We start from the raw sequence: 18,488 nt of genomic DNA, 5'->3' as shown, positions 1-18,488 counted from the left end.
TTTCAGAAATCCTTTATACAGTTTACACCAATATCCCGTTTACTTCAACTCGCGGATTATTTATAGCGCGGATCGATTATCGGAACAACAAAATACCAATAGATGACTCCCCAAATTATAGCCATGGCAACAATCGAAACGAAAAGAATAATGTTTTTCTTTTTCATTAGAAATTCTCCTTCTCATCTGATTGCAACGGAAGGTCTAATTTAACGATGTCTTCGTAGGTTTCGCGTCTTACGACTAACTGATGTTGCCCTTTTTCCACAAACACAACGGCAGGTCGAGGCAGTCGATTATAATTGCTGGCCATGGAGTACGTATAGGCTCCCGTACAAAAAACAGCTAGTAGATCACCGGTTTCCACTTTGGGCAAATCGGCTTTTTCAATTAATTTATCGCCGGACTCACAGCACTTACCTGCAACTGTCCATTGCTGGTCATGTGGCTCGTTCATCCGATTAGCAAGCGCACTGGAATAGTGTGCATCATATAGAGCCGGACGAATATTATCAGACATTCCGCCATCTACTGCTACGTATGTACGAACACCCGGCACCACTTTCGTACTGCCTGCAGAATAAATAGTCGTTCCCGCATCTCCGACAAGCGAACGGCCGGGTTCAATCCAAACTTCAGGAATTGGATACTCACATTCCTCAGCCATCTCTTTCACTACATCTGCCATTTCTTCTACATAGATAGCTGGCTCAAGTGGCGTATCTTCCTCAGTATAACGAATACCAAATCCGCCGCCTAAATTTAAGACAGGACAGATAAATTGATAATTCTTCCGCCATTCGACCATTCTTTCCATTAGCACTTCTGCTGCGAATTTGAATGCATCGGTTTCAAAGATCTGTGAACCTATATGACAATGCATGCCAAGGAAATTAATATAGCCATGGTCATGTAAAGCAAGGAACGCTTGATCCGTTTGTCCATTTTTCAAATCAAAACCAAACTTTGAATCTTCCTGGCCTGTTGTAATATAGTCATGCGTATGTGCTTCAATTCCTGGTGTTACACGGACTAAGACATTCATCGTTTGCTTTCGTTCATCTGCAATTTCTTTAATCATGTCGATTTCCAAGAAATTATCGATTACGATGCATCCAATGTTCTCTTCAAATGCATATACTATTTCTTCTCTGCTCTTATTATTGCCATGGAAATGAATCCGTTCGCGTGGGAATCCTGCTGCTACTGCCGTATATAATTCTCCACCTGAAACAACATCAAGAGACAACCCTTGCTGTTCTGCCAATTGATAAATTGCGATTGAAGAAAAGGCTTTACTCGCATATGCAACTTGTGCTCTAATTTCTTTTTTCTCAAACGTATCTTTAAATGCCCGCGCACGCTCTTTGAATAACTCTGTATCATAGACCATGACTGGTGTTCCATATTGTGAAGCCAGTTCTGAAACGTCCACTCCACCAATTGTTAGATGACCGTTTTCGTTCACTGTCTGTGTTCCATAAAGATGCATGTCCCATACCCCTTCCGAATTCTCTCAAATAACTTTATCACAAGAAGACGGAAAGTGGCAACGACATGCAAGATTTCGAAATACCTTTATGACATCCTGTCACGGTTAGGCGAGTTCGTAATAAACGGCCGCGGATCGTCGATTGTCATAGGGAAACGAATCAACACACGCAACAAAGCTTTCGGGAAGAATGGCGTGAACGGCCACAAATATGGCACATTCATCGGCTTTAATGAGCATAAATAATAATAAATCACAGCAAGTGCTATGAAGAAGCCTGGAGCTCCTAGTAATGCGGTTGAGACCAGTAAGAAAATCCGGAACACTTTTGTCGTAATACTTAATTCAAATGACGGAATCGCAAATGTGAAAATGGCACTAACCGCCACGTATAATACGACTTCCGAAGAAAATAAGCCTACGTCAATCGCTACTTGCCCAATGACAATGGCTGCAACGAGTCCCATAGCGGTCGACAGCGGTGTAGGTGTATGAATTGCGGCCATTCGCAATACTTCTATACCAACATCAGCCACAACCAGTTGGACAAATAACGGAACTTCTCCCCATTCATTCGGACCAATATATTTGATCGCTTCCGGAACGAATTGTTGTTCAGTCGACATCAGATACCAAAACGGCAACATCACTAAACTTAAAAATGTCCCCATGAAGCGTACCATCCGGATGAACGTACCGATTAAAGGCGCTTGCCTATATTCTTCCGCGTGTTGTAAATGATGCACAAGTGTAACAGGGACTAAAATGACGGATGGAGATGTATCGACGATGATCGCAATATGCCCCTCTAGTAAATGCGCCGCACAAATATCAGCACGTTCCGTATACCGAACGAACGGCATCGGGTGAAACCCTTGTTTAAATAGAAATTCTTCGAGTGATTTATCGGTCATCGTCAAGCCATCCGTTTTTAATGCATCCAGTCGTTCTCTCACAAAATTCAAATGTTCTTCATTGGCAGCGCCTTTCATAAAGGCAATGGCAATGTCCGTTTTACCTTTTACGGACGTCTCATGCATTTCAAATCGTAGTTCCGTTGTACGTAAACGTCTTCGGATTAATGCCGTGTTCGTCAGGATATTTTCCGTAAATCCGTCCCTTGAGCCACGTATGACTTTTTCAGTATCTGGTTCCTCAGGGTTTCTGCCTGGATATGACCGCACATCAAGTGCGAATGTGAAACCGTCTTTCATAATGAATACAGCTAACCCACTTAAAATAACTTTCGCGAGTTGATCTTCATCCTTTACAATTTCCAGCGAATGGTACGGAAAATAATCCATCATTGCGCGGTCAATGTTCTCAACAGATTCACCAGTAAATAACTCATTACGATACTGCATTTCCGTCAATAAAGTAGTTAAGACCTCCCCATCCACTAAACCGTTCATATACAGAAGAAGTATTTCTTTATCCCATAGGTGGATCAACCGTTTAGTCGCATCGTATGTTTCATCTTCGCCAAACTGATTGATGAACCACCTCTCCCCTTCTCGTATGGACGTAAATAGTGTATCGGTCAAATTAAGGTCTCCTCACCTTCTCGAGCGCTTCTTCTGCATCTGCGCCCATCCATGTTTTCATTTGGGCTAGAATTTTCTTTTCCAACCGTGATACTTGAACCTGTGATATTCCGATCCGTTTCGCAATATCACTCTGTGTGTAATCCAAATAATAGCGCATATAAATGATCGTTTGATCACGTTTATTTAACCGTGTAATGACATCTCGTAACGGAATATGATCGAATACTCTTTCCGACCTATCGTCCCGCAGCTGATCCATTAGCGTCAAGCTATCCCCATCACTCTCATACAACTGTTCATGAAGCGAAGCCGGATCACGAAGCGCATCAGAGGCTAGAATAATATCTTCCTGTTTCACTTCCAATATTTCTGCCATTTCTGAAATGGAAGGTGAACGTCCGTTTCTCTTAAAGAAGTCATCGGTTGCGTGACGAATTTTATAGCTTAACTCACGAATGGTGCGACCTACTTTCACCATTCCATCATCACGTAAATAACGTTGAATTTCTCCTACAATCATCGGCACTGCATACGTTGAAAACTTCACCTCATAGGATAAATCGAACTTATCTATTGATTTCATCAAGCCAATGCAGCCTATTTGAAATAAATCTTCTAAATCCGCACCACGCGAAGCGAAGCGTTGAACGATGGACCACACGAGTCTTGTATTGCCTTCTACCATCATTCGTCTAGCTTCTTTGTCACCCGCTTGTGATTCTTTGATGAGTTCTCGCATTTTTTCTTGTGACAATAGAGCGTGTTGCTTCTCAACAGATGCTTCCATACGTCACCTCATTCTACTTACTTCTGTGACCGGAGAAAAATTCTTCTCAAATGTCACGATTGTCCCATTTCCAAGGGTAGAATCTACACGGATACCGTCCGAGAAACTTTCCATGATTGTAAAGCCCATACCGGAGCGCTCCATTTGTGGTTTGGTTGTGAACATCGGCTCCATCGCTTGCTCTATGTCGAAGATTCCCATTCCTTCATCTGTTACCGTCATTTTTACCGAGCGGTCATCAATCGTCGCATGGACCTTCACCATACTTTTACCGTCGCATTCGTAACCGTGGATAATGGCATTAGTGACAGCTTCCGAAACAATTGTTTTAAATTCCGAAAGTTCATCCAATGTCGGATCCAATGGTGCGATAAAACAGGTGAGCGCCATTCTGGCAAGTGCTTCATTTTGTTCTATCGCTAGAAACGACAAGGTCATTTCATTTTTCATGTACAACCCCTCCGATTTCGTCGATTGCTTCTTCGACTGTACATATTCTGACGACATCACCAAGACCCGAAAATTGGAATAGCTTCTGCATTGTCGGAGATGGATTCAATATGAGTGTTTCTCCGTTTACAGGGACTAGATCGCGCATTCTGCCGAGTATAAGTCCGATTCCTGCGCTGTCCATGAAGCCTAGTTGGTAGAGGTCCCAGATAATTGCACGCGTCTTTCCTGTAAATATAGCGGTAGATACTTCTTCTCTAATTTGATTGGCTTCGTGGTTGTCGAGTTCTCCTGCTAGCGTGATTAGGACTATGCCATTTTCCAGTTGTGTAATAGTTGCCATGTGTGGATACGCCTCCTTCATGAAGGCATTGTCGCACATTTAGAACCACTATCCTTTAGTTTTGACAAAACTAGTCAACTGTCCCTAAAACTTCTTAAGTTGTGACAGGGTTTAAAGGTGACGAAATGGTACTGTTAATCTGCATTCCAGGCGAACGCTTTCCTACAGGCACGGCTTGAGCCACTTCGCTCTAACTATCAAAGAATTGCTAATTCCGCGGGAGTCGCTGCTTGTGCCAAAGATCAATTACTGTAATGTTCTAACATGACAAATGGTAGGCAGAGCAATGAGACAGTTATGCGCACTTCCTATCTGGCTCATTGTGCTAGCCATCCAAACATGCAGCAGAAGCTACAATACCGACACTTCTGTCGCTCTTCACTCGAGCTACACAAGAGTATGTACCGTTAAATTTGTTTTTACACATCAACAACAAAAAAGCCATGTGCTCTGAAGGGCACCAATTTCTTGGAGTACTTCAGGCACACGGCTTTTATGGATTATTAGGCATGTATAAGCGGTGGTGCTGCTGTTTTTTCTTTTGCGATATGCATATGAGATTGTAATAGTTTAATCGAATCGTCAACTTGTTCAGTGTTTGCATGGAGTATCGCGAGCGCTTCTCCTTTTTCTACAAAGTCACCTATTTTCTTACGCAAGACAATCCCGACTGCAAGATCAATAACGTCTTCTTTTGTTGCACGGCCTGCGCCAAGAAGCATGGCGGCTACACCTATTTCGTCGGCGTCGATCATGGATACATAGCCACTTTCGATAGAAGGAACTTCAATTTTATACTGTGCTTGCGGCAATAGATTTGTATTCTCTATAACTTTTTCGTTGCCGTCTTGTGCTTTGATCAACTCTCCGAACAAGCGCAGTGCCTCACCGTTTTCTATGACGTTCTGCAGTTGTTTACGTGCATCTTCTTCAGTTTCTGCTTTGTTTGCCGCTAGCAACATCTTGCTACCAAGGACAAAGCATAACTCTGTTAGATCGGCCGGTCCTTTTCCTTGCAGCGTATCAATGGCTTCTTTTACTTCAAGAGCATTTCCAATCGCAAACCCGAGTGGTTGACTCATATCTGAAATAACGGCACTTGTGTTTCTTCCAACTTCATTTCCAATCGCAGTCATGGCATCTGCCAATCGCTTGGAATCTTCCAATGTTTTCATGAAGGCTCCTGCGCCTGTCTTGACGTCCAATACGATAGCGTCTGCGCCTGCCGCAAGCTTTTTACTCATAATAGAGCTTGCGATTAGTGGAATGCTATTGACTGTCGCCGTGACGTCTCGTAACGCATACAGTTTTTTATCAGCCGGCGTCAAATTACCGCTTTGACCGATTACAGCGATTTTCAAATCATTGACCTGTTGAATAAATTTTTCCGTAGAAATCTCTACGTGGAAGCCGTCAATTGCTTCAAGTTTATCCAGTGTACCGCCTGTGTGACCTAGTCCTCGACCACTCATTTTAGCAATCGGTACACCGCATGCTGCGACTAGCGGAGCTAAGATGAGTGTCGTAGTATCTCCTACTCCACCTGTGGAGTGCTTATCTACCTTCACTCCTTCAATGGCGGATAAATCAATTTGATCACCAGATTCCGCCATTGCCATTGTTAAATACCCTTGTTCTTCTGTTGTCATACCCTTAAAGTAAATGGCCATTAAGAAAGCACTAGCCTGATAGTCAGGAATTGAGCCATCCGTATAACCCGTCACGAAAAACTCTATCTCTTCTTTATTTAGCTCTATTCCGTCTCGCTTATTTTCAATGATATCCACCATGCGCAACATAGAATTAATCCTCCTTAACCAATGCAGACAAGAAACTTTCACCATGTTCCGGCTGATCTACTTGGAAATTCACAGCAATTGTCGCACCGACATCAGAGAATGTTTTACGGATTGGTAACTCGCCAGCTCCTTTATTCGAAGGTGAATAGACGAGTAATGGCACATATTCTCTTGTGTGATCCGTTCCTTCATGAGTCGGGTCATTTCCGTGATCTGCTGTGATAATCAGTAGATCATCCGGTCGCAGTGCTTCCATAATCTCAGGCAAGCGTGCATCAAATTCTTCAAGTGCATTACCGTAACCAATCGGATCACGACGGTGACCATATAATGCATCAAAGTCTACTAGATTAACGAAACTGATGCCTTCAAATTCTTTTTTCATAACCGTGACAAGCTGATCTACACCGTCCATGTTCCCTGTTGTACGGACTGCTTCTGTCACGCCTTCGCCATTGTAAATATCTGCAATTTTACCGATTGCGATTACGTCATAGCCTTTATCCTGCAATTCATTCATCACTGTTTTACCAAATGGCTTCAATGCGTAATCGTGACGATTGGTTGTGCGTGTGAATGTACCGGGTTTTCCAACAAATGGACGTGCAATCACGCGCCCCACTAAAAATTCAGGTTGCAACGTAAGTTCTCGTGCGATTTCACAAATACGATATTGCTCTTCAATAGGAATGATTTCCTCATGCGCTGCAATTTGCAGTACAGGGTCTCCCGACGTGTAGACGATCAGAGCACCTGTCTTCATATGCTCTTCGCCGAGCTCTTCAATAATTTCCGTCCCACTTGCCGGCTTATTTCCGATAACTTTCCTACCCGTTTTTAATTCCAATTCATCTATTAATTCTTTTGGAAAACCATTCGGATATACTTTGAATGCATCATCGATACGCAAGCCCATGATTTCCCAGTGGCCTGTCATCGTATCTTTACCAACAGACGCCTCTTGCATCTTTGTGTAATATCCTTGCGCTTCTTTTTGAGGTGCAAGACCTTTAATTGGTGCAATATTCGCAAGACCTAGACGTTCCAAGTTTGGTAGTTTCAATCCATCCATCTCTTCAGCGATATGTCCAAGTGTATTAGATCCAACATCGCCAAATGCTTCTGCGTCCGGCGCTTCGCCGATCCCTACTGAATCAAGTACGATTAAATGAATACGATTATAACGAAATTTCTCCATATGAAAACCTCCAGTAATAGTAGTTACGCTCTAGGATGAAATTGACTATAGACATCTTTCAAGCGTTTTTTGCTGACATGCGTGTAAAGTTGCGTCGTGGAAATATCAGCATGGCCGAGCATTTCCTGAACTGCGCGCAAGTCCGCTCCATTTTCGATCAAATGTGTGGCGAATGAGTGACGTAATAAATGCGGTGAAATGACTTTTTGAATTTCCGCCTTCACGCCTGCCTCTTTTAGGATCTTCCAACACCCTTGTCTTGTCAGACGTCTACCATGCATGTTGAGGAATAAGGCCTCGGTATCCCTAATGAATTTAGGACGCCCTTCATTTAAATACACAGTACAGGCATCGATCGCTGAACGTCCAAGTGGAACGATCCGTTCCTTACTGCCTTTTCCGAATACCCGCACAAAACCCATTGTCAAATGAAGATCAGCCAAATCAATCGCTATCAACTCACTTACCCTCATTCCCGTCCCATATAACAATTCTAGCAGCGCAATATCACGCATTCCTTGTGAAGTATTGCCATCCACGGCATGAATCAGTCGTTCTATTTCAGGTATAGAGAGCACATCCGGCAACTGTTGTTCGATTTTAGGCAATTCGATGTGAATCGTGCAATCATGTGTCGTGACTTGCTCTCTCACTAAAAATTGATGAAACGAACGAATGGAGGAAATATGCCGAGAAAGTGTACGACTGGATTTACCACTATCTTTCAACTTCTGCAAATATTGAAGAACCATCGCACGTTCAATCGAATTAACTGTTTCCAAATTCAAACTTTCTATGAAACGTAAATAGGCAGTTAGGTCGCGTTGATACGATTTCACCGTGTTTTGAGCTAATTGTCTTTCAACTGTTAAAAAGTGCACATAATCTTCTAACGCAAATTGCGCATCTTTCATAGACTTTCCTCCTTTCTTATGTAAAAAGTAAAAAAGGACAGCGCTTAGGCCATCCCATTGTCTTCCTGTTCTTTCTCTTCGTCTTTCACCTTACAACGTTTACAAACACCATGGAACGTCAGCCAATGATCTTTGACTGTAAAACCATAACGACCTTCTACGACTTTTTCTACTTCGCCAAGCAGGTCTTCCTGAATTTCATCAACCGTTCCACATTCTAGACAAATTAAGTGATGGTGGAACCGCGCAGCGCCTTCTTCTCGCAAGTCATAGCGTGCTACACCATCGCCAAAGTTAATTTTATCGACAACTTTTAGTTCAGTTAATAATTCTAATGTACGATATACAGTCGCCAGACCAATATCTGGCGCTTTTTCTTTTACTAATAAAAATACATCTTCTGCACTTAAATGGTCTTCTTCATTTTCCAGAAGAACTGCTACAGTCGCTTCACGCTGAGGCGTCAACTTGTAGCTGGCCCCGTGCAATTGCTTCTTGATTCGTTCAATACGGCTTTCCATACGACGCCCCCCTCAAATTGTTTCCATTATACCAAACTGTCGTTCCAGATGACAATAGAAAGGAAAGGTTCATTTCATTATAGTGTGTAGTAAACATTATTTTATAAAATAGAAGATCGATAGTTCCAGTATCTGCGTGATCAACAACAGTGCAATCAAAGGTGGCACAGCAGTTAGTGGACGATCTTTCTTACTAGCCGGTGTAGCGAAAAATGGCGGGCTTAACACCGAACATAAAATCAGGAACAACAAACAGCTGATTAATTGAAATGGGAACCACCAAATCGTATAGGATACCAATTTTAATCCTGTCGATAATAAATAGGTGGATGACAAACCAAAAAAAGCACATTTAATCGCGCCGAGAAACATAGTGATAAAACGGACTCTTTTATATTTAGACAGTATGATGGCTAATAGAATAAAGCTCAACATCACCACAATAGGCGACCACAGAGCCGCTTCAGATCCTTTCACTACGCGTTGGTCATATAAGCCAATAATTTGCTCTAGCGACGTGACCGGCCACTCCCTGAATAATAAAGCCCCTCCTATGTAACTGATTGCGAGTATAACGAATAAATAGACAAAAGACAATGATCGAGCCATAAATAGGACACCTCCGCATCGTTTTTATAACATATGCTTGTCCGTCCAGAAATAGCTCAATCCTTTATAGGTTTTTTACATACCAGACAGCAGCAACCGTCTTGGCATCATAAATCCTTTCATTCGCAATGAATTCCTCTGCCTCTTCAACAGTTACCTCTAGAACCTCAATGAATTCGTCTTCATCGCCTGTAGCAGGCTGCTCCACCTTCTCCAGCTCTTTTGCTACATATAAGTGAATGATTTCATCCGCGAAGCCTGGTGAAGTTGAGAAAGTCTGCAAATATTCGAATGAATTCGCACGGTACCCTGTCTCTTCTTCCAGTTCACGAATTGCCGTCAGTTTAGGTTCTTCGCCCGGCTCGATCTTGCCCGCAGGTATTTCTAGCATCGTTCGTTCCAAAGGCTTTCTGTACTGTTCAACTAACACGATTTTTTTATCTTCAGTCAAGGCGATAATCGCCACAGCTCCTGGATGTTTTACTAATTCTCTCTTTGCTAGTTTTCCATCAGGCAATTCTACTTCGTCGACTTGCACCGAAATGATTTTACCTGTAAAGATCTGTTCTGTTGAGAGGGTTCTTTCTTCAAACTTCATCCAGCACTCAACCCTTTCCATTGGTTTTATATCCCGTTTTCATTGTACCATGAAACGAAAGGAGTGAGGCACATGAAGAAGCGTACAATAGGTTCTAGTAATTTGCTTGTTTCCGAACTTGGATTGGGTTGCATGTCATTACCGACTGAACTGGAAGCGGCTCGTTCTGTACTCGACGAAGCGGTTGATCATGGCATTAACTATTTCGATACAGCAGATCTTTATGATAAAGGGACAAATGAAGAACTCGTCGGAAAAGTGTTGAAAGAAAAACGACAAGATTTGCTCATTGCGACAAAAGCCGGTAACAAGTGGGAAACAGGGGAAGATTCCTGGACATGGGATCCTTCCAAAACGCATATTATGGACGCTGTCAAACAGAGTTTACGACGTTTACAACTCGATTATATCGACTTGTATCAACTTCACGGCGGTACGATGGAAGATGATACAGATGAAACGATCGAAGCTTTTGAAACATTAAAAACTGAAGGGGTCATACGTGAATACGGTATATCTAGTATCCGCCCCACTGTTATCGAACGGTTCCTGAGTACTAGCAACGCGGTTTCCGTCATGATGCAGTATAACTTGCTTGATCGACGTCCTGAAGAATACTTTTCTATGATTGCAAAAAAAGGTGCATCTGTCGTTACTAGAGGTACACTGGCGAAAGGCTTACTAACGAATGAAGGCGTGGAGCGTGCGGAGAAGTTGAATGGCTTCGTTTCTTATTCACCTTTTGAGTTGCAACAAACAATTCAGGTGCTTTCAAAGGACACGGACAACTTACATGCATACGCTCTTGCTTTCGCACTTAAAGAGCCTGTAGTGGCCTCAGCTTTGATTGGTTCAAGAACACAAGAGCAACTTCGTGAAACATTGAATGCATATGATACAAAAATCGATCCACAATTGCTTACGGCATTAACAAACAAAACAGAGCGTCATCAGTATGAACAACATCGAGTGTAAAATATAGAAAAAGAGCAACTTTTTAGCAGTTGCTCTTTTTCTTATTTATGATCAGCTGTTGCACTTACTAAGACAGAAGATGGTCCTTCTTTGATGCTAAGCGGCATAGCTTTTGCTTCATCAGCATGTTGGGCTGCTTGCTTCTTTTTTGACGGAATCATATTGAAAATGATATTCAAGAAAATGGCGGTGATACTTCCGAGCACAATACCATTACTTGTTAAAATCTGTACACTTTCTGGCAATTCTTTAAACAGATCCGGTACAACTGAAACACCAAGGCCGATACCGATGGAACACGCTACGATCATCGCGTTATCTTGAGTTTTTGAAATAACAGGACTTAACATTTTAATTCCTTGTGAAACAACCATGCCGAACATGGCAACCATCGCGCCGCCAAGTACTGCTGGAGGGATAATCGTTGCAAGAGCTGCTATTTTTGGCAAAAAACCTAATGAAATTAGCATAATTGCAGTAACGAATATTACCCGACGTGACTTCACACCAGACAATTGCATCAAGCCGACGTTTTGCGAAAATGTCGTATAAGGAAATGCGTTGAAAATACCTCCAATAACAGAAGCTAAACCCTCTGCCCGATATCCTTTTTCCAGCATTTTCTGATCAATTTCTTCCTCACAAATATCACCGAGTGCAAAGTATACCCCCGTAGATTCTACGAGCGATACCATTGCCACCAATGTCATAATTGCAATCGGCAGTATATGGAATGTAGGAGTAGCTAAATAAAACGGCATGACCATATGAACATAAGAAGCATCATGTACATTCGAAAAATCTACTATACCTAGGAAGATTGCTGCAATTGTACCACCCACTAATCCTAATAAAATAGCGATAGACTGCATAAAACCTGAGGTGAATCGGAACATCAAGATAATAAATAACAACGTTCCAAATGAAAGTAAAATATTTGTCAATGAACCGAAATCTTCTGCACCTTGTCCGCCACCCATATTATTGATCGCTACAGGAATCAATGTGATTCCAATAATTGTTACGACAGAACCGGTAACGATTGGCGGGAAAAATTTCACGAGACTTCCGAAGAAGTGGCTAATGAAGAAAATGATTACGCCCGAAGCAATAACCGCTCCGTAAATAGCCGAAATTCCATAATCATTGCCTATCAAAATCATTGGGCCTACAGCCGTGAACGTACAACCGAGAACTACGGGCAAACCAATACCGAAATATTTATTACGTGAAATTTGTAATATTGTTGCGACACCACACATCAAAATATCAATCGAAACAAGATAAGTTAACTGTGTAGGTGTTAACCCAATGGCATTCCCCACAATGAGTGGTACCAATACTGCGCCGGCATACATAGCTAGTAAATGCTGAAAACCTAGCAGCGTTGTTTTCATCGTTCCGTTTCCTCCCCAACAAACTGGACTTGACCATTATGTAACGACTGAAGCTCAGCTAACGATTCCAAACGGACACCCTCTTTGCGGATCAAATCTCCACCTGGCTGGAAGCATTTTTCAATAACAATTCCAACACCTGCGATAGTTGCGCCTGCTTGTTTTGCGATATCTATGAGTCCAAGTGCGGCTTGTCCATTCGCAAGGAAATCATCAATGAGCAATACCGTATCTTCATTTGAAATGAAATCTTTTGAAACCGAAATATCATTCGATTCTTTCTTAGTGAAAGAATACACTTTTGCGGAGTAAAGATGATCCGTCAATGTAAGAGATTTACGCTTTCTGGCAAATACTACCGGAACGCCTAATATCATTCCTGCCATCGTAGCTGGAGCAATACCTGAAGATTCAATCGTGACGATTTTCGTAATGTTTTGATCGCTAAATCGTCTAACAAACTCTTTTCCGATTTCTTGCATCAATAACGGATCGATTTGATGATTCAAAAATGAATCTACCTTCAGTACCTCTTCCGATAATACTTTACCTTCTTGTCGAATCTTGTTTTTTAGCAACTCCACGCTGTGATGCTCCCTTCATTTTTTCGAATAAAAAAAGCGTATATGCCATACTCCCATATAACAACTATGAGAGAGCGGCATGTACGCTTTTAAAAATGAAAAAGCATTCTCTTGTCGAACGACAAAGAAAGCTGCTTTCCATTCTCCCCATAGGCAGTCTATTTTCGGTAGACCGGTAGAAACTTACGGGCCATATCCCCGTGATTATATGAGTCTTATTTAACTGAATGGTAACAGTATAGCACGATTCGACAAATTATCAATGTGAAAATTCGCCAATTAGTTTGATAGCTTTACGCTAGGAAGCATATGGACATATTCTTGACAAGAAGTTGCGATAGATTGGGGTAAAACGTAGCTTCGTGGGGGTGTAGAGGGGGTGCCAGGACTTAGGTCTCTCACTATAGTTAGTGTGTTAACTATTGTTGTCTTTAACTCTTGTTTCAGTTCAAATGCACAACAGAATATAATATCCACTCACATTGTAGGGATTGGCGCGTAGGAGGGGCAACTCCCATAGGCTCATCGCGAGCCTTAAGGAAAGCGTCCCCTCCGTAGCGCCAATCCCTTATCCAGCACCCATGCCAACTTCTCTGTAATCAACTGTTCGTTTCTTTATTACTTACCCGAACAATAGTGAAGAAAGATAAATTACTACGCCTACTGTAAAACTGCTAGCTACGGTGTTGAACAGGACAATTTGGGCTGCTAGCTCAGACTCGACATCGTATTCCAGTGCTAACGTGGAGCTATTTCTTGACGTTGGAAATGAGCTGGCGATCCAGAGTGATTGAGCCGTGACACCGTCTATCCTCAACAGTAAAATCAACAGCAACGCCACAGTTGGTGAGATTATGAGTCTGCCGATAGCGCTTAGGTAGATCAAATGGTTCCATAGCGTTTTCACCTTTATCTGCGCTAACTGCGCGCCTAGTGTAATGAGCGCAATGGCGATAAAAGCATTTGATAAATGACTAATCGGCAACTCGATAAATTGTGGCAATTGGATATTTGCTAAGTTAAGCAAAGCACCTAGCCACAAAGCATGAATAATCGGCATTCGAAGAAACTGCTTTACGATGTCTTTTCCTGATTGCGTGGAAGACACGAGATTATACAATCCATACGAGTACGTCAGTAAGTTCTGATAGACAATTAACACGATTTGAATGGACACTCCGAGTGGATTGGCATGAAAGACTAGCTGACTGACAGGTAATCCATAGTTTCCTGAGTTGATCAGAACAATACTGTTTTTCATAACAGCGGTCTGCTGGCGATTCAGACGCAAGAGTTTACTAAATAAATGTCCAGTAATTATTAAAGTGGTCGTAAATAATACGACAAACATTAATACGTCGAGTAGGATTTCTATATCAATGACGGTATGGTATAAGTTCATGAACACGGCGGCAGGTATTAAACAGTATGTTAGTATATTCCCTAACGCCTTAACATTAAAAGTAAACTTTATTTGTAAAACTACGCCAATTGCTAATAAAATAAGCATGGGTGTGATAACATTTACAAAGACTATGAGTAAGTACTCCACAAAGGAATCTCCTTTCTGCTGCTTCAGCTACATACTTCTCAGAACAATCTTCAAGTAATACAGGAGGCTTCACAATGGAAAAAGAACGACCAAGTAAACATTTACATTTTCCTAAGAGTCAGTGGATATTATTAGCGGGTATTTTATTTTTAGCCGCTACCATCCGTTCCCCACTAACTTCTGTCGGACCTATTATCGGAAACATTCGTGATCAACTGCAAATCTCTAACTCGTTGGCTGGATTTTTAACAACCATCCCATTACTGGCATTTGCTATTGTATCACCTTTTACACCACGTATTGCAAAACGTTTTGGTATGTCGAGAACACTTTTCTATGCGATGATTATTTTATTGCTAGGAATTATCATGCGTTCTGTGGGCAATAGTCCATTGCTATTGATCGGTACATTTTTAATTGGGGTAGGAATCGCTTTTGCAAACGTCCTATTACCAAGTCTTCTTAAACTGAGCTTTCCCTTACATATCGGATTAATGACAGGACTATACTCAGTATCTATGAGTATATCTGCAACACTTGCTTCTGGTATAGCTTCTCCAATTGCGAATGAAACAGTATATGGCTGGCAAGGGGCGCTAGGAATTTGGGGAGTCATTACATTGTTAGCTATTATTGTATGGATTCCTCAGATACGCAAAAAGAAAGAAGTCATCAAATCGGTTCAGAACAACATGAAGACGAAACCTGCTCTGCCTATTTGGCGGTCACCACTAGCCTGGAGCATCACGATATTCATGGGACTACAATCGTTCCTATTTTATACGACAGCATCATGGATTCCCATTGTGTTGCAAACAAATGGCATGACGGCTGATGCTGCCGGATGGATGCTAGCTCTTGTCCAGCTTGCACAATTACCTATGATGTTTATTATACCAGTGGTCGCTGATAAAGTACGTGATCAACGTGTCCTGGTTGCAGCTGTTTTCGCTTGTTATTTAATTGGTTATGGCGGCGTTCAGTTTGGAAGCGAAAGCCTGACTGCACTTTGGATGATTTTCATTGGTCTAGGAGGAGGATCGGCATTCGGACTCGCTATGATGTTCTTCACTTTACGTACCAATACACCAGACCAAGCGGCTTCAATTTCCGGTATGGCGCAGTCGATCGGCTACTTACTCGCAGCTATCGGTCCAGTGTTGTTCGGTATTCTTCATGACTATACCGGTTCATGGACGGCACCGCTTTATACCTTCATAGTTGTCGCAACGATACTATTTATAAGTGGAATGTACGCAGGCAAAAAGCGTTTGATTTCGCTTGACTCAAACCAGCATGCATAATAAAAAACAAGTGCATTGGAAGTGAACTTTTTTAGTATAAAGATATAAAAACGTATTTCAACAATAAAACGAAGGACCCCAATTCATCTGCGAATTGGGGTCCTTCGTTTTATCCATGTATAACCCTGTAGGTATAAAATGTAACAGTTTCAAAAGCTTATTAGCAAACCAAGTACTATGCATACGCAATCTTTTATAGCACGAAGTGAATCTCAAAAAACTGAAATTCCAATCCACTCTTAAAATTAGTAAAATCACACCCATGCTACCGTTTTAGGCAGGATAAGTGGGAGGGTTTACACGGTTAATTGAATTTTATTTCCTGATGGATCTTCAATCACAAACAACTCACCTTCAACCGTATACGAAACACCCAGGTTCTGTAATTGTCCAATTACTTTCGATCTTTCAGCTTCGTCTGGGAAAACAAGCGAGTACCAATTTATACCCACATTATTTTTCTGTGGTTTAGGAGCACCTACTCCTTGCCATGTATTTAAGGCAATATGATGATGATAATCGCCCGTCGAAATAAAAATAGCTTGAGGATAATGGCTTACAACTGTAAAACCAAGTCCCTTCGTGTAAAATTCTTCTGCTTTTTGAAGATCGGCTACATGCAAATGAATGTGGCCCATTATCGTATCAGTCGGCAACCCATTCCATTCCTTATCGCTTACTGCTAGAAGACTTTCTCCATCTAATGGGTCAGACGCCATCTTGACTTCTCCATTAAACCAACTCCATTCAGAAGATGGCCGATCTATATACACTTCAATACCATTTCCGTCTGGATCCGTAATGTAGAGTGCTTCACTAACAAGGTGATCTGATGCTCCGAATCGATAACCTGTCTTAGATAAATGGCGTAAAAAGGCAGACAAGTCAGCTCTTGTCGGTAACAAAAGTGCAAAGTGGAATAAACCAGATCTCCTTTCCTCCTTAGGTAGTACATCAACCGGCTGTTCAATCGTTAATAATCCTGTTTTTCCGTCTACTGTTAAAACCGCTTTTCGTTTTGTTTGCTCCAAAACTTGAAATCCGATAACCTGCTGGTAAAATTCAAGAGCTACATCCAAATTTATTACGTTTATATTAACCTGTCCAACAAATGTATTAGGTTTTTTATGAAAGTTTTTCATTTTTATAATCTCCCTCTTCTATCTTGTATCGTTTCTAATGTGCGTAGTCTAAATTTTTATCCTCTTCTTATTACATAACACTCGATCAAATACTAAAGTTTACTTCTATGAGTTTCGGACTTTGAAGATTATATTTAAACTGTCTGGCATCATTTCAAGTTACTCCTATATCCCTTTAAAGATATTATATCTCTATAAGTGAACACTAATTGTAAAAAAAATGATTCTCTATCCTATTTCATCTGACTTTCGGCATCGTAAAATAATTGGTTTACACATACCTCCTCGCTTCTCTAAAACAAATATATCCATAAACATATATTTACTTCTTATCAGTTACTATTCCTTCTTGAATCACATCAATATATTTATTGTGAAAATTTAATCCAGCACTTAATATTCATATGTGAATATTAATTCTCTATAGGATAACATTATACGGAAGATAGCGTCAAGATATTTGTGCTATTATATAAATACACAACAATACTCTTGGAGGGATCCATGTGGAAATCGGCTCAAAAATACGAGATATACGGAAAAGAAAGAAAATAACCATCGCACAGATGAGCGAACAAATAGGACTTTCAAAAGGGTTTATAAGCAACATCGAAAATGACAATACATCCCCCTCCCTTAATACGTTGCAAGAAATCGCTAGCTTTCTAGACGTCCCACTTCCTTATTTGCTACTAGAGAAAAAGAAGCATATGAAAGTCATTAGGAAAGCTGATCGGGTATATACAACGTTTAACGGAATAAAAATTGAACATATTACTACGCAAAGTGGTCTGCGAATGATGCACGTTGAATTACCACCTGGTACATCGACCGGTGAAGCGATCGCCCACGAAGGCGAAGAGAGCCATGTCGTACTAAAAGGCACGGTCCTTGCTGAACAAGGCGAAGATTCTGTTATTGCAACGGAAGGCGATTCATTTAGTTGGAATGCAAGCGTACCTCACTTTGTTAAAAACATCGGAGAAGATGAGGCGGTCTTACTTATCGCCGTCTACTCCGAGGATAAAAGTACATGACACCATTCTGTTCCCTCTCCGGTACACTATACCTAAATCAATCTTGTACTCGCAACTGGAATGGATTCAATTAATAAAGAGGCTGGGACATAACTATCTCACCTCGTTTCCCTGCACTCCGAAAGGCACGCTTTCCGAGGGGCGTGGCTTGAGCCGCTTCCTTCGCTTTGCTCCGTCCAGGGTCTCAAGACGCACGCTGATCCCTCAGGAGTCGGCCTTTCTCCGTTCCGGTACACTCT

General features: G+C 41.6%; 18 protein-coding genes and 1 riboswitch. Of the genes, 3 read left to right on the top strand and 15 right to left on the bottom strand.

Going from position 1 to position 18,488, the window contains the following annotated elements:
- Positions 1-166 precede the first annotated feature (166 nt).
- The 11 genes from lysA to CSV80_RS12950 form a co-directional block, all read right to left on the bottom strand.
- Positions 167-1,492 carry a diaminopimelate decarboxylase gene (lysA, locus tag CSV80_RS13000; RefSeq protein WP_099671074.1) on the bottom strand — a complete coding sequence of 442 codons (1,326 nt, stop codon included), beginning with the start codon at positions 1,490-1,492 and terminating at the stop codon, positions 167-169.
- 86 nt (positions 1,493-1,578) lie between these two features.
- Positions 1,579-3,036: a spore germination protein gene (locus tag CSV80_RS12995; RefSeq protein WP_099671073.1), complete on the bottom strand. Its 1,458-nt coding sequence runs from the start codon at positions 3,034-3,036 to the stop codon at positions 1,579-1,581.
- A 1-nt stretch (position 3,037) separates the two neighbouring features.
- A complete protein-coding gene (locus CSV80_RS12990; protein WP_029053082.1) occupies positions 3,038-3,826 on the bottom strand; it encodes a SigF/SigG family RNA polymerase sporulation sigma factor in 789 nt (262 codons plus the stop codon).
- A gap of 3 nt (positions 3,827-3,829) precedes the next feature.
- Positions 3,830-4,276: an anti-sigma F factor gene (gene spoIIAB / locus CSV80_RS12985; RefSeq protein ID WP_029053083.1), complete on the bottom strand. Its 447-nt coding sequence runs from the start codon at positions 4,274-4,276 to the stop codon at positions 3,830-3,832.
- The gene (locus CSV80_RS12980; protein WP_167693452.1) at positions 4,266-4,619 is read right to left on the bottom strand and encodes an STAS domain-containing protein; all 354 of its coding nucleotides are present in this window, start codon (positions 4,617-4,619) and stop codon (positions 4,266-4,268) included. Before CSV80_RS12980 ends, spoIIAB begins: the two co-directional genes overlap by 11 nt.
- Positions 4,620-5,122: 503 nt before the next feature.
- Entirely contained in the window at positions 5,123-6,415 is a 1,293-nt protein-coding gene (locus tag CSV80_RS12975; protein ID WP_099671131.1) for a pyrimidine-nucleoside phosphorylase, read from the bottom strand.
- A 7-nt stretch (positions 6,416-6,422) separates the two neighbouring features.
- Positions 6,423-7,616, bottom strand: coding sequence for a phosphopentomutase (gene deoB, locus CSV80_RS12970; RefSeq protein ID WP_099671072.1), 1,194 nt, complete (start codon positions 7,614-7,616; stop codon positions 6,423-6,425).
- A gap of 23 nt (positions 7,617-7,639) precedes the next feature.
- On the bottom strand, positions 7,640-8,530 hold the full coding sequence (gene xerD, locus CSV80_RS12965; RefSeq protein WP_099671071.1) for a site-specific tyrosine recombinase XerD: 891 nt from the start codon (positions 8,528-8,530) through the stop codon (positions 7,640-7,642).
- 44 nt (positions 8,531-8,574) lie between these two features.
- Positions 8,575-9,051: a ferric iron uptake transcriptional regulator gene (fur, locus tag CSV80_RS12960; protein WP_099671070.1), complete on the bottom strand. Its 477-nt coding sequence runs from the start codon at positions 9,049-9,051 to the stop codon at positions 8,575-8,577.
- A 96-nt stretch (positions 9,052-9,147) separates the two neighbouring features.
- Positions 9,148-9,660, bottom strand: coding sequence for a hypothetical protein (locus CSV80_RS12955; protein WP_099671069.1), 513 nt, complete (start codon positions 9,658-9,660; stop codon positions 9,148-9,150).
- A gap of 64 nt (positions 9,661-9,724) precedes the next feature.
- Entirely contained in the window at positions 9,725-10,258 is a 534-nt protein-coding gene (locus CSV80_RS12950) for an NUDIX hydrolase (protein WP_099671068.1), read from the bottom strand.
- 72 nt (positions 10,259-10,330) lie between these two features.
- On the opposite strand from CSV80_RS12950, the gene CSV80_RS12945 reads away from it, so the two are divergent.
- On the top strand, positions 10,331-11,233 hold the full coding sequence (locus CSV80_RS12945; RefSeq protein ID WP_099671067.1) for an aldo/keto reductase: 903 nt from the start codon (positions 10,331-10,333) through the stop codon (positions 11,231-11,233).
- 41 nt (positions 11,234-11,274) lie between these two features.
- Here the strand turns inward: CSV80_RS12945 and CSV80_RS12940 are convergent, their stop codons facing one another.
- From CSV80_RS12940 to CSV80_RS12930, 3 genes are all read right to left on the bottom strand, one after another.
- Complete coding sequence (locus CSV80_RS12940; RefSeq protein ID WP_099671066.1) at positions 11,275-12,630, bottom strand: nucleobase:cation symporter-2 family protein; 1,356 nt, start codon at positions 12,628-12,630, stop codon at positions 11,275-11,277.
- Positions 12,627-13,214: a xanthine phosphoribosyltransferase gene (locus CSV80_RS12935; protein ID WP_099671065.1), complete on the bottom strand. Its 588-nt coding sequence runs from the start codon at positions 13,212-13,214 to the stop codon at positions 12,627-12,629. The genes CSV80_RS12940 and CSV80_RS12935 overlap by 4 nt, the downstream gene beginning before the upstream one ends.
- A 130-nt stretch (positions 13,215-13,344) precedes the next feature.
- A riboswitch (purine riboswitch) is annotated at positions 13,345-13,446 on the bottom strand.
- 390 nt (positions 13,447-13,836) lie between these two features.
- Positions 13,837-14,724: an AEC family transporter gene (locus CSV80_RS12930; RefSeq protein ID WP_369822896.1), complete on the bottom strand. Its 888-nt coding sequence runs from the start codon at positions 14,722-14,724 to the stop codon at positions 13,837-13,839.
- Positions 14,725-14,840: 116 nt separating this feature from the next.
- Here CSV80_RS12930 and CSV80_RS12925 point away from each other — a divergent pair, with 116 nt between their 5' ends.
- On the top strand, positions 14,841-16,070 hold the full coding sequence (locus CSV80_RS12925) for a CynX/NimT family MFS transporter (RefSeq protein ID WP_099671063.1): 1,230 nt from the start codon (positions 14,841-14,843) through the stop codon (positions 16,068-16,070).
- A gap of 296 nt (positions 16,071-16,366) precedes the next feature.
- On the opposite strand, the gene CSV80_RS12920 is transcribed toward CSV80_RS12925, so the two are convergent.
- Positions 16,367-17,212, bottom strand: coding sequence for a VOC family protein (locus tag CSV80_RS12920; protein ID WP_099671062.1), 846 nt, complete (start codon positions 17,210-17,212; stop codon positions 16,367-16,369).
- Between the two features lie 506 nt (positions 17,213-17,718).
- Between CSV80_RS12920 and CSV80_RS12915 the strand changes: the two genes are divergently transcribed.
- The gene (locus tag CSV80_RS12915; RefSeq protein ID WP_099671061.1) at positions 17,719-18,249 is read left to right on the top strand and encodes a helix-turn-helix domain-containing protein; all 531 of its coding nucleotides are present in this window, start codon (positions 17,719-17,721) and stop codon (positions 18,247-18,249) included.
- Positions 18,250-18,488: the final 239 nt, after the last annotated feature.

Origin of the sequence: Sporosarcina sp. P12(2017) (genome assembly GCF_002743035.1) — a bacterium.
In the GTDB taxonomy this organism is placed as follows: Bacteria; Bacillota; Bacilli; order Bacillales_A; family Planococcaceae; genus Sporosarcina; species Sporosarcina ureae.
This window is presented reverse-complemented; position numbering and strand designations above follow the sequence as displayed.

Coding starts and splice junctions, on each gene's coding strand:
- CSV80_RS12925 (WP_099671063.1), top strand. CDS start 14,841: ATGGAAAAAGAACGACCAAGTAAACATTTACATTTTCCTAAGAGTCAG.
- CSV80_RS12980 (WP_167693452.1), bottom strand. CDS start 4,619: ATGGCAACTATTACACAACTGGAAAATGGCATAGTCCTAATCACGCTA.
- CSV80_RS12990 (WP_029053082.1), bottom strand. CDS start 3,826: ATGGAAGCATCTGTTGAGAAGCAACACGCTCTATTGTCACAAGAAAAA.
- spoIIAB (WP_029053083.1), bottom strand. CDS start 4,276: ATGAAAAATGAAATGACCTTGTCGTTTCTAGCGATAGAACAAAATGAA.
- fur (WP_099671070.1), bottom strand. CDS start 9,051: ATGGAAAGCCGTATTGAACGAATCAAGAAGCAATTGCACGGGGCCAGC.
- CSV80_RS12955 (WP_099671069.1), bottom strand. CDS start 9,660: ATGGCTCGATCATTGTCTTTTGTCTATTTATTCGTTATACTCGCAATC.
- lysA (WP_099671074.1), bottom strand. CDS start 1,492: ATGCATCTTTATGGAACACAGACAGTGAACGAAAACGGTCATCTAACA.
- CSV80_RS12930 (WP_369822896.1), bottom strand. CDS start 14,724: ATGCTTATTTTATTAGCAATTGGCGTAGTTTTACAAATAAAGTTTACT.
- CSV80_RS12920 (WP_099671062.1), bottom strand. CDS start 17,212: ATGAAAAACTTTCATAAAAAACCTAATACATTTGTTGGACAGGTTAAT.
- CSV80_RS12950 (WP_099671068.1), bottom strand. CDS start 10,258: ATGAAGTTTGAAGAAAGAACCCTCTCAACAGAACAGATCTTTACAGGT.
- xerD (WP_099671071.1), bottom strand. CDS start 8,530: ATGAAAGATGCGCAATTTGCGTTAGAAGATTATGTGCACTTTTTAACA.
- deoB (WP_099671072.1), bottom strand. CDS start 7,616: ATGGAGAAATTTCGTTATAATCGTATTCATTTAATCGTACTTGATTCA.
- CSV80_RS12945 (WP_099671067.1), top strand. CDS start 10,331: ATGAAGAAGCGTACAATAGGTTCTAGTAATTTGCTTGTTTCCGAACTT.
- CSV80_RS12940 (WP_099671066.1), bottom strand. CDS start 12,630: ATGAAAACAACGCTGCTAGGTTTTCAGCATTTACTAGCTATGTATGCC.